This window comes from Planomonospora sp. ID91781 (assembly GCF_015711595.1).
In the GTDB taxonomy this organism is placed as follows: Bacteria; Actinomycetota; Actinomycetes; order Streptosporangiales; family Streptosporangiaceae; genus Planomonospora; species Planomonospora parontospora.
Map to the genome: position 1 here is coordinate 1,356,999 of NZ_JABTEY010000001.1, position 12,535 is coordinate 1,369,533.

At 69.7% G+C, this 12,535-nt stretch carries 15 protein-coding genes; 10 read left to right on the forward strand and 5 right to left on the reverse strand.

The features are described from left to right. Positions 1-10 precede the first annotated feature (10 nt). Both HS048_RS06315 and HS048_RS06320 read left to right on the forward strand, forming a co-directional pair. Positions 11-1,006: a polyprenyl synthetase family protein gene (locus tag HS048_RS06315; RefSeq protein WP_196466408.1), complete on the forward strand. Its 996-nt coding sequence runs from the start codon at positions 11-13 to the stop codon at positions 1,004-1,006. Between the two features lie 110 nt (positions 1,007-1,116). After that, positions 1,117-1,536, forward strand: coding sequence for a MarR family winged helix-turn-helix transcriptional regulator (locus HS048_RS06320; protein WP_196466409.1), 420 nt, complete (start codon positions 1,117-1,119; stop codon positions 1,534-1,536). A 45-nt stretch (positions 1,537-1,581) separates the two neighbouring features. On the opposite strand, the gene rarD is transcribed toward HS048_RS06320, so the two are convergent. Next, a complete protein-coding gene (gene rarD, locus HS048_RS06325) occupies positions 1,582-2,502 on the reverse strand; it encodes an EamA family transporter RarD (protein ID WP_068898225.1) in 921 nt (306 codons plus the stop codon). A 136-nt stretch (positions 2,503-2,638) separates the two neighbouring features. On the opposite strand from rarD, the gene msrA reads away from it, so the two are divergent. Both msrA and HS048_RS06335 read left to right on the forward strand, forming a co-directional pair. Further along, complete coding sequence (gene msrA, locus HS048_RS06330; protein WP_196466410.1) at positions 2,639-3,325, forward strand: peptide-methionine (S)-S-oxide reductase MsrA; 687 nt, start codon at positions 2,639-2,641, stop codon at positions 3,323-3,325. Between the two features lie 111 nt (positions 3,326-3,436). Next, positions 3,437-4,513, forward strand: coding sequence for a hypothetical protein (locus HS048_RS06335; RefSeq protein ID WP_196466411.1), 1,077 nt, complete (start codon positions 3,437-3,439; stop codon positions 4,511-4,513). Positions 4,514-4,689: 176 nt separating this feature from the next. Here the strand turns inward: HS048_RS06335 and HS048_RS06340 are convergent, their stop codons facing one another. Beyond that, complete coding sequence (locus HS048_RS06340; protein WP_196466412.1) at positions 4,690-4,941, reverse strand: GntR family transcriptional regulator; 252 nt, start codon at positions 4,939-4,941, stop codon at positions 4,690-4,692. A gap of 87 nt (positions 4,942-5,028) precedes the next feature. On the opposite strand from HS048_RS06340, the gene HS048_RS06345 reads away from it, so the two are divergent. The 4 genes from HS048_RS06345 to HS048_RS06360 all read left to right on the forward strand — a co-directional run bounded on the left by HS048_RS06345 (position 5,029) and on the right by HS048_RS06360 (position 7,524). Further along, positions 5,029-5,259 carry a hypothetical protein gene (locus tag HS048_RS06345; protein WP_196466413.1) on the forward strand — a complete coding sequence of 77 codons (231 nt, stop codon included), beginning with the start codon at positions 5,029-5,031 and terminating at the stop codon, positions 5,257-5,259. Positions 5,260-5,411: 152 nt separating this feature from the next. Further along, on the forward strand, positions 5,412-5,591 hold the full coding sequence (locus HS048_RS06350) for a hypothetical protein (RefSeq protein ID WP_196466414.1): 180 nt from the start codon (positions 5,412-5,414) through the stop codon (positions 5,589-5,591). A 446-nt stretch (positions 5,592-6,037) separates the two neighbouring features. Further along, entirely contained in the window at positions 6,038-6,877 is an 840-nt protein-coding gene (locus tag HS048_RS38720) for a helix-turn-helix domain-containing protein (protein ID WP_196466415.1), read from the forward strand. 65 nt (positions 6,878-6,942) lie between these two features. After that, positions 6,943-7,524 carry a dihydrofolate reductase family protein gene (locus HS048_RS06360; protein ID WP_196466416.1) on the forward strand — a complete coding sequence of 194 codons (582 nt, stop codon included), beginning with the start codon at positions 6,943-6,945 and terminating at the stop codon, positions 7,522-7,524. 112 nt (positions 7,525-7,636) lie between these two features. Here the strand turns inward: HS048_RS06360 and HS048_RS06365 are convergent, their stop codons facing one another. Both HS048_RS06365 and HS048_RS06370 read right to left on the reverse strand, forming a co-directional pair. Next, positions 7,637-8,428, reverse strand: a complete 792-nt coding sequence (locus HS048_RS06365) for a hypothetical protein (RefSeq protein WP_196466417.1) — start codon at positions 8,426-8,428, stop codon at positions 7,637-7,639. Positions 8,429-8,532: 104 nt separating this feature from the next. Further along, a complete protein-coding gene (locus HS048_RS06370) occupies positions 8,533-9,954 on the reverse strand; it encodes an alpha/beta hydrolase (RefSeq protein WP_196466418.1) in 1,422 nt (473 codons plus the stop codon). Between the two features lie 239 nt (positions 9,955-10,193). Between HS048_RS06370 and HS048_RS38725 the strand changes: the two genes are divergently transcribed. Both HS048_RS38725 and HS048_RS06380 read left to right on the forward strand, forming a co-directional pair. Continuing rightward, on the forward strand, positions 10,194-11,576 hold the full coding sequence (locus HS048_RS38725; protein WP_307832377.1) for a histidine kinase: 1,383 nt from the start codon (positions 10,194-10,196) through the stop codon (positions 11,574-11,576). Then, positions 11,573-12,253: a response regulator transcription factor gene (locus tag HS048_RS06380; protein WP_196466419.1), complete on the forward strand. Its 681-nt coding sequence runs from the start codon at positions 11,573-11,575 to the stop codon at positions 12,251-12,253. The genes HS048_RS38725 and HS048_RS06380 overlap by 4 nt, the downstream gene beginning before the upstream one ends. A 20-nt stretch (positions 12,254-12,273) precedes the next feature. Here HS048_RS06380 and HS048_RS06385 read toward each other — a convergent pair whose 3' ends face one another. Continuing rightward, a complete protein-coding gene (locus HS048_RS06385; protein ID WP_196466420.1) occupies positions 12,274-12,441 on the reverse strand; it encodes a hypothetical protein in 168 nt (55 codons plus the stop codon). Positions 12,442-12,535 lie beyond the last annotated feature (94 nt).

A 12,535-nucleotide genomic window follows, 5' to 3' on the forward strand; every position in this document is an offset into this window, starting at 1 on the left:
GTAGGAACCCATGGCTGCGCCACCGGTTGTCGATCTCCCGCTCGTCGACGAGCGGCTGGCGCAGGACCTGGCCGCGGGCCTGGCCGAGGTGGAGAAGCTGCTGCGGTCCTCGGTGGAGAGCGAGGACGCCTTCGTCACGGAGGCGTCCAGGCACCTCATCGAGGCCGGCGGCAAGCGGTTCCGGGCCATGCTCGTGCTGCTCGCCGCGCAGTTCGGCACGCAGGACGCCCCCGGGGTGGTCCCCGGGGCCGTGGTCATCGAGCTGACCCACCTGGCCACGCTCTACCACGACGACGTCATGGACGAGGCCCCGGTCCGCCGGGGCTCGGAGTCGGCCAACGCCCGGTGGAACAACACCGTGGCCATCCTGACCGGCGACTACCTGTTCGCCCAGGCCTCGGAGATCCTCGCCGACCTCGGCCCGGACATCATCCGCATCCAGGCCCAGACCTTCTCCCGGCTGGTCCGCGGCCAGATCCGCGAGACCATCGGCCCCCGCGACGGGGACGATCCGGTCCGGCACTACATCGAGGTGCTGGCCGACAAGACCGGCTCGCTGATCGCCACCTCCGGCCGCTTCGGCGCCCTGCTGAGCGGCGCCGCGCCCGACGTGGTCGAGCGCCTGGCGAGCGCCTGCGAGGCCATCGGCGTCGCCTGGCAGCTCAGCGACGACCTGCTGGACGTCGCCTCCGAGTCCACCCAGTCCGGCAAGACGCCCGGCACCGACCTGCGCGAGGGCATCCGGACGCTCCCGGTGCTCTACGTCCTGTCCGGCGACGACCCCGCCGACGCCCGGCTGCGGGAGCTGCTGTCCGGACCGGTGGCCGAGGACGACGTCGAGGAGACCCTGGCGCTGCTGCGGGCCAACCCGGCCATGGACCGGGCCCGCGCCGAGCTGGTCGCCTGGGCCGACCGCGCCCGCGCGGACCTGGCGGGCCTGCCCGACATCCCGGCCCGCGCCGCCTACCTCGCCCTCTGCGACTACGTCGTCGAGCGCTCCGGCTGATATCCGGCCGGCCCCGTCCGGCTCTGTTCGGCGGCATTTCCTTGCGTGTGCATCTGTTGCATGAGCAGGTAGGCTCGCTGCCAGGTGCTCAGAGGTAAGGAGGGCTCACAATGACGTGGGACCGTTTCGCCCTGCTGTACGCGCGCGTGGAGACCGAACTGGCCAAGGCGCTCCAGCGCGGCCACGGCCTGGGCCTGTCGGAGTACCGCGCGCTCAAGCGGCTCGCCGCCGCTCCGGACGGCGAGCTGCGGATGCAGGAGCTGGCCGAGGCGGTCGGGCTGAACCAGAGCTCGGTGACCCGCCTCATCGCCCGGCTGGAGGAGGCGGGGCTGACCCGCCGCGACCTGTGCGCGGCCGACCGCCGCGGCGTCTACTCGGTGATCACGGGTGAGGGGCGGGCCCGGCTGGGCGAGGCCTCGCCCACCTACGAACGCTCCCTGGAGACCGCCCTGGACCGCGCCGGCACCGAACCGGAACTGCAGCCGCTGGTGGCCGCCGTCCGGGGCCTCGGGGCCGCAGCCGGGCGCTAGGCCGGGCCGGTACGGCAGGCCCGGATGTCCGGGTGGTTCGGCGGGTCAGGCCGTCGCGGGCTCCAGCCGCTCGGCGCGGCGGGCCGCCTGGGCGGCGCGGGCGGTGCGGAGGCTGTCGTAGGTGAAGACCGACAGGGCCAGCCAGACGATGGCGAACCCGGCCCAGCGGCTCGGCGGCATCACCTCGTGGGCGACGAACACGCCGCAGAGGAACTGCAGGACCGGGGCGATGTACTGCAGCAGGCCGATCGTGGTGAGCGGGACGCGGATCGCGGCCGCGGAGAAGCAGATGAGCGGGACGGCGGTGATCACGCCCGCCCCGGCGAGCAGCAGCGCGTGCCCCGCGCCCGCGCTCCCGAAGGTGCCGGTGCCCTGCTGCGTGAGATAGCCCAGGTAGCCCAGGGCGGGCAGCAGCAGGACGAGCGTCTCGACCGCCATGCTCTCCGCCGCGCCGACCTGGGCGGTCTTCTTGACCAGGCCGTAGGTGCCGAAGCTGGCGGCCAGGACCATCGCGATCCAGGGCAGCCGGCCGTAGTCCAGGGTGAGCACGACGACGGCCGCGGCGCCGAGCCCGACCGCCGCCCACTGCAGCGGGCGCAGCCGCTCCTTGAGCAGGAAGACGCCGAAGAGCACGCTGACCAGCGGGTTGATGAAGTAGCCTAGGGCGCTCTCGACGACGTGCCCGGTGTTCACCGCGTAGATGTAGACGCCCCAGTTGACCGTGATGATCAGCGCGGCGAGGGCCAGGAGGCCGATCTTGCGGGGGGTGCGGGCGATCTCCCGGATCCACGACCAGTGCCGTCGTACCGCGAGGATGGCGACGACCGCGACGAGCGACCACGCCATGCGGTGGGCCAGGATCTCCAGGGCGCTGGAGGGCTTGAGCAGCGGCCAGTAGAGCGGGAACAGGCCCCACATGCTGTAGGCGGCGATGCCGTACAGGACTCCGCGGCGGGATTCAGGCATGTCACTCATTTTGACTGCTTACCATTTTTAACACAAATTAGCAGTTCTGATTCGATTGTTAAGCGTTGCTTATGGGAACATCGGGCGGTCCGGCGCGGTTGAGCAGAGCGGAGTAAGGCGACAGGAGGAGGTTCCGATGGGCTGGCTCTTCGGCAGGGAGAAGACGTCCATGGTGTCCCCGGAGAACGCACTTCCCGGACGGGACGAGCGCATGCCGGTGCCCGCGCGGCACATGGTCCTCGACGCCCCGCTGGCCCCGCCGTACCCCGGCGACGTCGAGATCGCCGACTTCGGTCTCGGCTGCTTCTGGGGGGCCGAGCGCAAGTTCTGGCAGACCCCCGGCGTCGTGTCCACCTCGGTGGGCTACGCGGGCGGCCACACCCCCAACCCGACCTACGAGGAGGTCTGCAGCGGGCTCACCGGCCACACCGAGGTGGTCCGGGTCGTCTTCGACCCGGCCGAGGTGTCGTACGAGGAGCTGCTGCGGGTATTCTGGGAGAACCACGACCCCACCCAGGGCATGCGCCAGGGCAACGACGTCGGCACGCAGTACCGCTCGGCGGTCTACTTCCACTCCCCGGAGCAGGAGAAGTCCGCCCTCGCCTCCCGCGACGCCTACCAGAAGGTCCTCGCCGAGGCCGGCCACGGCCCGATCACCACGGAGATCGCCCTGTCCGGTGAGTACTACTTCGCGGAGGAATATCACCAGCAGTACCTTTTCAAGAACCCCGGCGGTTACTGCGGGATCGGCGGCACCAACGTCAAGCTGGGTGACCCGTCCGAGTGGTCCTGCCCGACGGGCCTGATGCCGGCGGATGAGTAGGCGCGACTCCGGGCCGTAAGAGCTGATCTTCCTTCCGTCCGGTTCGCCTGATCAAATGGACGACCTAGCGTTTTCCGGTCAGGTGGGGGTCAGGTGCGGTTCCGTCGATCAATGGCCGTGGTCATCGCCCTGGTGAGCGGCTTGTGCGGGTGTTCGCAGCCTGACCCCCTGCCGGTCCCTGAGCCCGCCGGGCAGGTGTGGCCCGGGGCGTTCTTCGAGGTCCCGCAGGAGATCAAGGGCTTCGGTGACGTGACGCCCGTCGCCATGCTCGGCGCTCGCGAGGTCCTGCTGCGGAGCCGTACGGCGATGCTGGCCTACGACCGCAGGAACAGGCGGCATCGGATTCCGGCCGAGCCGCCTGCGGATGGGCTCTTCGGTGAGGTGTTGAGTGCCGTCGTCGGGGACCGCGAGGTCGTCTTGATGGAGGGAGACGCGGAGATCTCGGCCCTGTGGTCGATACCGCGGGCGGGCGGGTCCGCGAGGCTCCTCGCCGCGAGCATCCCCGAACCCGGGATGGTCGCAGGAATGGTCGCCGACGGTGGGAAGGTCGTGTGGTGGAAATACAACGGAACCAGCCGCGAGGTGCCGCTCTCCGGCGGTGAGCCCAGGGGCAGCCACCACCAGGAACTCGACTACATCAGCCGGTGGCCGTGGGGGCATCGGGGCGAGGACGGCGTCGTCAACCTGGTCACCGGTGAGAAGCGTGACACGCAGGCGGTGGGTTACGGTCACGATGTCCGCTGCGGGCCTGAGTGGTGTGTCAGTGCAAGTAAGGATTCCAGGTACGAGAGCCAAGAAGTGGTGGTGCAGCGCCTGGACGGCTCGGATCGTCGGCGCGTCCCCGGAAAGATCATGTACGGCGGGCTCTTCGTCGGCGAGCGCTACGGGGTGTTCGACGCGCCGGAAGCCGCCCGTGACCAGTCGATGATCGACCCGGGGGGCATCTGGGGAGACGCGGTGGTCGTCTACGACCGCTGCACGGGGAAGACCGGGCTGCTCGACGCTCCAGAACCTCCAGAACCTTCGGAACCGGAGGTTCAGGACGCGCGGTCTCGTAGATATCCGAACGTGATCCGTAACGGAGAAGACTCTTCGGGAATCCTCATGTACTGGAAGGTTCCCGGCGATCGTTACACCGTGTTCGCGCTGCCGGATCCGTCCGCCGGGAAAGAGGCCGCATGTACTTGATCCGATTGATCGTGACGCGAAGGGCTCCCCTGTACCAGCCGTAGGTGGCCGCAAGCTCTGGCGGCCACGGCGGTACCGACGTCAGGCCGGATGACCTCTCCGAGTCGCCCTGTCCGATGGGCCTGACGAGTTCGAAGCAGTGGGCACAGCAGGTGAGGAGACCTCCTCGTGCGGCCTCAGGGCTGTTCGGGGGTCTCGTTCGTTTTCGGGGCGACGAAGGATCCCATGCCGGGCGTGGTGACGATGAGGCGGTCCTCGCGGAGCTTGGCGGTCACCTTGCGGATGGTCACGCGGGCGACGCTGAACTCGGCTTCGAGCTTCACCTCGGAGATGAGGGACTGGGGCGGGTACTCACCCGATTCGATGCGCGCGCGTACGACCTCGTAGATCTGTACCCACTTGGGTCGCGTCGGGTCGTAGTCGATCATGCGAGCAACTGTAGGTAGCCGCGTACGGCTAACCATAGAAGCTCCTAGCTATAGACAGGCATATATAGGGCCGGTAGCGTTTTACGTATGACGACGCTCGAGGAACTGGCACTCCGCTTCCCCGGTTGGGCGATCTGGCGCAGTCGGACCGACAGCGGGGCCGGCGACTGGTACGCGACGCGGCGGGCCTATCGGATCAGCCAGGCCGAGATCGACGCCGGTGTCTGCATGACGGTGACCGCCACAACCCTGGAAGCACTCGGCCGCGTCCTCACCGAGCAGGCCGATCGCCAGGCCATCGCAACGCCGTCACGATGACAGTGCGGGATCCGGCACTGCTCGCCTGGTGCGGTGATGTCGCCGACCTTTCAGAGTCGAGCTGTCCGGGCATCGCCGTTCTCCATCCCGGACGCGCGTTACCCAACCGCGCCACTCTGTCCTGGCACCCACAGGCGCGAGGGCCGTACCGGGTGATCGACTACACCTGCTGCTGTCAGGCGGTCTACTACGAACTGATCGGTATCGGCGGCATCTACCAAGTCCACAAGGTGATCCAGTCCGACCCACCGGAACACCTCTACACGGGTGGCTGGAGTAGGCCGCATGCCTCCGTGTGGTGGATGCAGATCCTCACCGGCGCTGCCCGATGAACGCCTGATTGCAAACGGGAGCCGGTCACGACGTGAACCGTCCGTCCTCCTGCTCAGGCGGCAGATGCCGACCGGCGGCGTACGGGTTGCGGCCTGGCCTCCATTGCTGCTCTCCAGTCCCTCGGGGTTCGGGAAAAATCCTAACTCCGTCGAAGGCGGAAAACTGAGATTTCCCGAACAACCAGTCGGAGGCGGTTGCCGGCGTGGCATCCCCGAAGACCGGTTGCCTACGTGGGTGAGTTGTTGCCTGAGGGGAGCGCCACCACCAGCGGTACCTGTACAAGAATCCCGGCGGTTACTGCGGCATCGGCGGACCGGCGTCTCGTGCCCGGTCGGCCTGACCTCCGGCGAGGCCTGACGGACAAGCCTTCTCGTATGACATCGTCTGCGATCGACGGCCTACGGCGACCTGGCGGTCCGCCTGGGCATCGGGGATGCTGTGACGTGTGGAGTACGTGTCCAGAGTGCCGCGACCGCCGCTGGACGGGCTGGTCGACGACCTCTACTACCTGGAGGGCGCGCCGCCGTACGCCCGGCTGACGCTGCCGCCGATGCCGGCGGCGTTGCTCATCGTCAACCTCGGGGCGCCGTTCCGCATTCGGGCCGGCACCGACATCGAGACGGCCGAGTACGCCGACGGCTGCGTGGTCACCATGCCCACCCGCGCCTTCGAGTTCGGCTACCCGCCGGGGACCCGGTCCGTCGGGGTGCACTTCAAGCCGTGGGGGCCGGCGCCGTTCCTGCCGATGCCCGCGGCCGAGCTGTGCGACCGGCCGGTGACGGTGGAGCAGGTCTGGGGCCGGCCCGCCATCGCTGAGCTGCGAGACCGGCTGGCCACGGCGGACGGACCGCACGAGATGCTGACGCTGCTCGAGCAGGAGCTGATGCGGCGGTTGCGCGAGACCGCCGGCCTGGGGCTGGTCCGCCGTACGAGCAGCGTCATCGCGGCGACCGGCGGGTCGGTGGCGATCGGAGACCTGAGCGCGGCAGCCGGTGTCAGCAGCACTCATCTGGCACAGCGGTTCAAGGAGATCATCGGCGTCACGCCGAAGCGGCTGGCCCGCACCCACCGCTTCGCCGCCACCGTGTTCGCGATCGATCCCGCCGGACCGGTCGACTGGGGCGACCTCGCCGGTGACGCAGGCTACTTCGACCAGGCCCACTTCGGCCACGAGTTCCGGGCGTTCACCGGGCTCACGCCGACACGGTACGTCGAGGTCCGGCGGCGGTTCCTGCTCGAACACCCGGGCCACGCGCTGGACGGCTGGCCGCTGCCGGCCGATTGATTTCTTACAAGACCGACAGCGCACGCCACGCTAGTTTGGGGCACCCCGAAGCAGAGGAGAGCCCCGTGGGCAAGGTGGTCATGTACGGCTCGGTGTCGGTGGACGGCTTCATCGCGGACGAGAACGACCGGCCCGGACCGCTGTTCGACTGGTTGTCCGGCGGTGACGTCCCGTTGGACGGGAGCGGTGAGCTGAAGGTGTCGCAGACCTCCTACGACTACACCCGGGCGTACTGGGACCGGATCGGGGTCACGATTGTCGGCCGCCACGTCTTCGACCTGACGGACGGCTGGGACGGGAAGCCGCCGGGCGGGATCGACCACGTGGTCGTCGTGACGCACCGGCCGATGCCTGAGGGCTGGGACCCCGAGGCGCCGTTCCACTTCGTCGACGGTGTCGAGGCGGCGATGGCCAGGGCGCAGGAGCTCGCGGGCGACCGTACGGTCGAGGTCGCCGCCGGTGACGTCGGTGGCCAGATGCTGGCCGCGGGGCTCGTCGACGAGGTGCGCATGGACGTCGTACCCGTTGTGTTCGGGTCCGGCAAGCGCTACTTCGGGCCGGTCGACGCGCAGCACCTGTTGGAGGACCCTGATGCGGTGATCCAGGGCGACCGGGTGCTCCACCTGCGCTATCGGGTGCGCCGGTGATCGATCTGAGCGGGATCGTTGCTCATGTCAGGGGTGATGTCCCGCTGGGGGAGCGCTCGGGCCGGGAGATCTTTCCGGTGGGTCGTATCGATCCTGCCGAAGACGATCGCCGTCAACGGCAGCCCGCGAACCACTGCATGGTTTCGGCGAGCCCTTCCCAGTGCGTGTACGCCTCAGGATCGAGCACCTCATCCTGGGGGCGTGACCGGACCAGGCCCGTCAGAGGCTCGAAACCGAGGGCGCGGTAGTCAGGATCCTTCCTTCTGCGCACCGCCACACGGAAGACCGTCATCTTCATCGCCGCGTCGACGGGGATGCCTAACGGGCAGGAGCGGTCCACCGCGTTCGTTATCCCGTCGAGTTCCTGCCGGGAGGGAATCCCATCCCCTAGACGGTTCATCAGGGAAAGGACCGGTGCGCAGCCCGTCCGGTCATCGTCGATGCGGGCGACGCGCAGGAGGACGACCTTGCCGGAGAGCACCCGGTATGCCAGCACTGTCCCAGGCGTCAGGTCGGTGACATGGCGCCAGGGACGACGCAGGCGCTTGCGTTCCGGCTGCGGGCCGGTGAGCCGGACCTGGACCTTCTGGAGAACGGCTTGCCGACCGGCGAGAGCCTTGGCCCCCTCCTCCGCCCAGCGCGACAACCCCTCGCCTCGCTCGATGATGCCCAGTGCTCTGTCACGTACCGTTGTGTCCAATCGGCCGATCTTCGATTGGGCGACGGCGAGCGCCAGCCAGACCACGGGGCCCTCGTCGGGGTCGTCCAGCACTTCGGCGTAGGAGTCCAGGACGTGGCGTTGGGCGTCCTCGTCGGTCGTTCCGTCCTCGATGAGTTCGCGGTAGCCGTCCCGGACGTCGCAGGCGAGGTCGTCCGAGAACAGCGCGGGACCCCAGGCGCCCATCCACCGTCTCCGTTTCTCCGTATAGAAGATCAACTTATCCCGTTCGCCGACCGGCTCGGCAGGTCATGGCGGTGGCAGGATCCGACGCGGTGCCATAAGGCGTCCTACCGGCACGCCTTCGTCTCGGGAGAGCAGTGCTCGACCTCGGGATAACGGGGTGACGGCTTGTCCAGCAGGGGCTGGGATCTCTTGCGCAGGTGCAGGTCGAAGAAGGTCGCGACGTATCTGCGGGTGATGTCCATGGCGCGGGCACCGGGTATGTCGGCGCCGGTGTCGATGCCGAGCTGGTCGGCCAGCACGCCCAGGTCGGTGAAGGACGTGTGCTCCGCCCCGGTCACCAGGAGCCAGCGCTTCCAGCCGGTCAGCTGCTTCCAGTCGCGCTCCCAGGTGGCGGCCGCGTCTCCCCCGCCCGGGGTGTAGGCGGCCGACCTGCCCAGGAACAGGAACGGCCGTGCCAGCCCCCTGGCCGGGATCCGGACCTCCGTGGTGCCGTCGACGTCCGCACCGGCGCGTATCCGGGAGTCCCCGAGCATGGCCGCGATGGTGCTCGCTCCTCCGACGGAGTGACCCGCCATCGCGATCCTGGACGGGTCGATCAGGCGGGCGCCCTTCCACCTCGGCTGGGCCCCGGTCAGCCGGTCGAGCACGAAGGAGACGTCGGCCGCCCGGCTCTTCGCCAGCTTCCCCCACCACGCCGGATCCTTCTCGATCCCACAGGTCACGCAGGTGGCCACCCGCCCGTCGGGGAAGGTGGTGGCGACGTTCTCGTAGGTGTGGTCGATCGCGGCCACCACGTAGCCTCGGCTGGCCAGATCCTCGGCCAGCGCAGTGAGTTCGCTCCGGGGTTTGGTGTGGCCGGGGGAGAGCACGACGAGGGGCAGACCGCGCCTGCGGCCTGCCGGGCCGGCGTCGGTGAAGGCGTTGGTCCGCGTCCTGCTCAGTGTGTCGGCCGGAACGCCGGTGATCCCTCCGCTCTTCAGAAGCAGTTCGGACTCCTTGGGCGTCATGTACGGGGCCCGCTCGCGGCCTGGTGACTCGGCGGGGTACCACAGGGTGGCCATGAGCTCCCGGGCCTTCACCGAGGGAACCCAGGGGTCGGGGCGGGAGGTGTCTTTCAGGTATAGGGACGTGGTGCCGACCGGATGCGCACCGGTCGGTTCGGGCAGGCGGAGCGTGCTGCTCGACGCCGGTGAAAGGCCGGTTGTGGCAGGCGCGGACGCGTACGAGGCGGCCTCGGACCGGGCGGACGTGTACGAGGCGGCCTCGGACCGGGCGGACGTGTACGAGGCGGCCTCGGACCGGGCGGACGTGTACGAGGCGGCCTCGGACCGGGCGGACACGGCCGGCGTGGTCGCCACGGATGCGAGCAGCCCGGCGGCGATCACACCGAAGCACAGGCTCCGGCCCCTTCCGCTTCGAGAGGAGCCCCGGCCGGTGGCGGCCGCGTCTCCCCCTGCGGTGCGTGCCGGTGTGCCCGCGCCGCCGTACCGCCCGTCCGTGTCCGCCGTCTCCGTCACATGACCCATGAACGTGTCCCGTCCTTCCGGTTGAAACGGCCGCCTCGCCGGAGAAGTCCTGCGGGGCCGATGGCGGGGACAAGGCTAGAAGCGGCCGACGCCCGCGCGCGTCGGCCGTCGTACCGGTATCGGACACCTCCGGGGGATGATCCGCCCGCGGTGTCATCCTCGCGATGTACTCCCGGCGGACACCGCCGTGGGCACCGAAGACGATGTGCGGCGCATCGCGCGAACGCGAAAATATGTCGGTGGCAGCAGACGAACGACGGCTCTGGCGGCAGTACGTGCAGGACGTACTGCGGCCGGAACCGCGAACCGCCCGTCCGTCTCGAAGGGCTCTCGTCGCCGACGGGCTGCTCGCGATCTTCTTGACCGTCGTCGCGCTGATGGCGGCGGAGGGGCTGCAGGGTCCGGTCCATCGCGTCGACGTGCAACCGCGTCCTCTGATCGAGTTGCTGCGGCTGCCGCAGCCTCCGGCGGCTCCGTCCCTCCCGGCGGTTCCGTCTCCTCCGGCGTTACCGGACGGGGGCATCGGCGTCCAGTCGGCCGCCCCGGAACGGATCCATCCGCCGTCCGGCGCCGTCCCCGAGGAGCACGAGCCGCCCGTGCTCCTGGTGGCGCTGACCGCCCTGCCGCTGGCGGCCCGGCGCAGGTATCCGCTCGCGACCTTCTGGGTGGTGGCGTCCGCGGTGCTGGCCATGGACGGCGGTGAGACGTGGGTCACCGTCCTGGCCTGCTTCATCGCCGGCTACAGCGCCGTCGCCCACAGCCGCAACCGGGTGCCCGCGGCGGCCGGTCTCCTGCTGGCGGCCGTGCTCGCCGGCGTCGTGGACCGGGACGTCGCGTCCGGTCTCCCCGGTCTCCCCGGTTGGCTGGGGCCCTACGTGGTCCTGCTGAGCGCCGGGGCCGGGGCGAGCGTCGTCCGGTTCCTGCGGCGGAGCCGGGACCGGCTCACCGAACTCCAGCGGGCGCAGGAGGACGCCATGCGGAGGGCGGTCGAGGCCGAGCGCTCCCGGATCGCCGCCGAGCTGCATGACGTGGTGACCCACAATGTGAGTGTGATGGTGATCCAGGCGGGTGCGGCGCGCAAAGTGATGGACGCCGAGCCGGAACTGTCCAAGCAGGCCCTGCTCGCGATCGAAAGCAGCGGCCGAGCCGCCATGGCCGAGCTGCGCAACGTCATGGACCTGCTCGCAGGACCGGAGGACGGCCGCGTGGACGGCCGGGGCGACGGGCTCGAACCACAACCCGGCCTCGACCAGCTCGGCGGCCTCGTCGAGCGGGTACGCGCCGCGGGGGTGCCGGTGGATGTCGCGCTCTCGCCGCTGGACCCCTTGCCCGACGGGGTCGGCCTCACTGTTTACCGCGTCGTGCAGGAGGGCCTGACCAACACGATGAAGCACGCGGCCGGCGCGACGGCGTCCGTCGCGATCGGCCGCAACGGCGGCTGGCTGGAGATCGAGGTCACCGACGCCGGCGGCGCGCCGGGCCCCCAGGCGCGGACCGGCAACGGCCGCGGGTTGATCGGCTTACGTGAGCGGCTGGCCGTCTACGGCGGCACCCTGGCCGCCGGGCCCGTGGCGGGGGGCGGTTATCGGATCATGGCCCGTATTCCGTGGACCGCCGCATGAGCGAGCCGGTGCGCGCGGTCATCGCCGACGACCAGGCGCTGGTCCGTACCGGGTTCCGGATGATCCTCTCCGCCGACGGCATCGAGGTGGCGGCGGAGGCGGCCGACGGGGTCGAAGCGGTCGCCGCCGTACGGAGCACCAGGCCGGACGTCGTGCTCATGGACATCCGGATGCCGCGGATGGACGGCATCGAAGCCACCCGCCAGATCATGAGCGGCGGAGCGGACGAGACCCGCGTCATCATCCTGACCACTTACGATCTCGACCACTACGTCTACGCCGCCCTCACCGCCGGCGCCAGCGGCTTCCTGCTCAAAGACGTCAGCCCCGAGCACCTGGTGGCCGCGGTACGTCTGGTGCGTTCCGGCGACGCCCTGCTCTCACCCACCATCACACGCCGCCTCGTCGAGCGTTTCGCACCCCGGGACGAGGCGAAGGCCGGTCTCCACCGGGATCTGTCCGGACTGACGCCACGGGAACTGGAAGTGCTGCGCCTGCTCGCCACCGGCCTGAGCAACGCCGAACTCGCCGACCGGCTGACTCTCAGCGCGACGACGGTGAAGACCCACGTCGCCCGCATCCTGTCCAAACTCGGCCTCCGCGACCGCGTCCAGGCCGTCGTGCTCGCCTACGAAACCGGACTGATCTCCCCGGGCGGCCCATCGGCCACCGGTTGACCGGCCCCGCCGGGCGAGGTCTACAGGATGTCGCCTCCGCCGAAGGCCTTCGTCTCCCGGCCGTGGACGGCGAGCGCGTAGATGACGAGGACGTCGAAGGCGATGACGATCACCGACCAGAACGGGTAGGCCGGGAGCCAGGCGAAGTTGACGAGCGCCTGGACGGAGGCGAGGAGGATCCCGACCACACGCCCCCAGGTCCTGCCTCACGTACCCGAGACCCGCTGACCACCTCCCCATATGGCCTGTTAAAGATGCACAAAGTAGGTGTGACGCCGGTTT

Bases quoted from the DNA above. Each gene is read 5' to 3' on its own strand.
- HS048_RS06315 (WP_196466408.1), top strand. From the start codon at position 11: ATGGCTGCGCCACCGGTTGTCGATCTCCCGCTCGTCGACGAGCGGCTG.
- HS048_RS06320 (WP_196466409.1), top strand. From the start codon at position 1,117: ATGACGTGGGACCGTTTCGCCCTGCTGTACGCGCGCGTGGAGACCGAA.
- rarD (WP_068898225.1), bottom strand. From the start codon at position 2,502: ATGCCTGAATCCCGCCGCGGAGTCCTGTACGGCATCGCCGCCTACAGC.
- msrA (WP_196466410.1), top strand. From the start codon at position 2,639: ATGGGCTGGCTCTTCGGCAGGGAGAAGACGTCCATGGTGTCCCCGGAG.
- HS048_RS06335 (WP_196466411.1), top strand. From the start codon at position 3,437: ATGGCCGTGGTCATCGCCCTGGTGAGCGGCTTGTGCGGGTGTTCGCAG.
- HS048_RS06340 (WP_196466412.1), bottom strand. From the start codon at position 4,941: ATGATCGACTACGACCCGACGCGACCCAAGTGGGTACAGATCTACGAG.
- HS048_RS06345 (WP_196466413.1), top strand. From the start codon at position 5,029: ATGACGACGCTCGAGGAACTGGCACTCCGCTTCCCCGGTTGGGCGATC.
- HS048_RS06365 (WP_196466417.1), bottom strand. From the start codon at position 8,428: ATGGGCGCCTGGGGTCCCGCGCTGTTCTCGGACGACCTCGCCTGCGAC.
- HS048_RS06370 (WP_196466418.1), bottom strand. From the start codon at position 9,954: ATGGGTCATGTGACGGAGACGGCGGACACGGACGGGCGGTACGGCGGC.
- HS048_RS06380 (WP_196466419.1), top strand. From the start codon at position 11,573: ATGAGCGAGCCGGTGCGCGCGGTCATCGCCGACGACCAGGCGCTGGTC.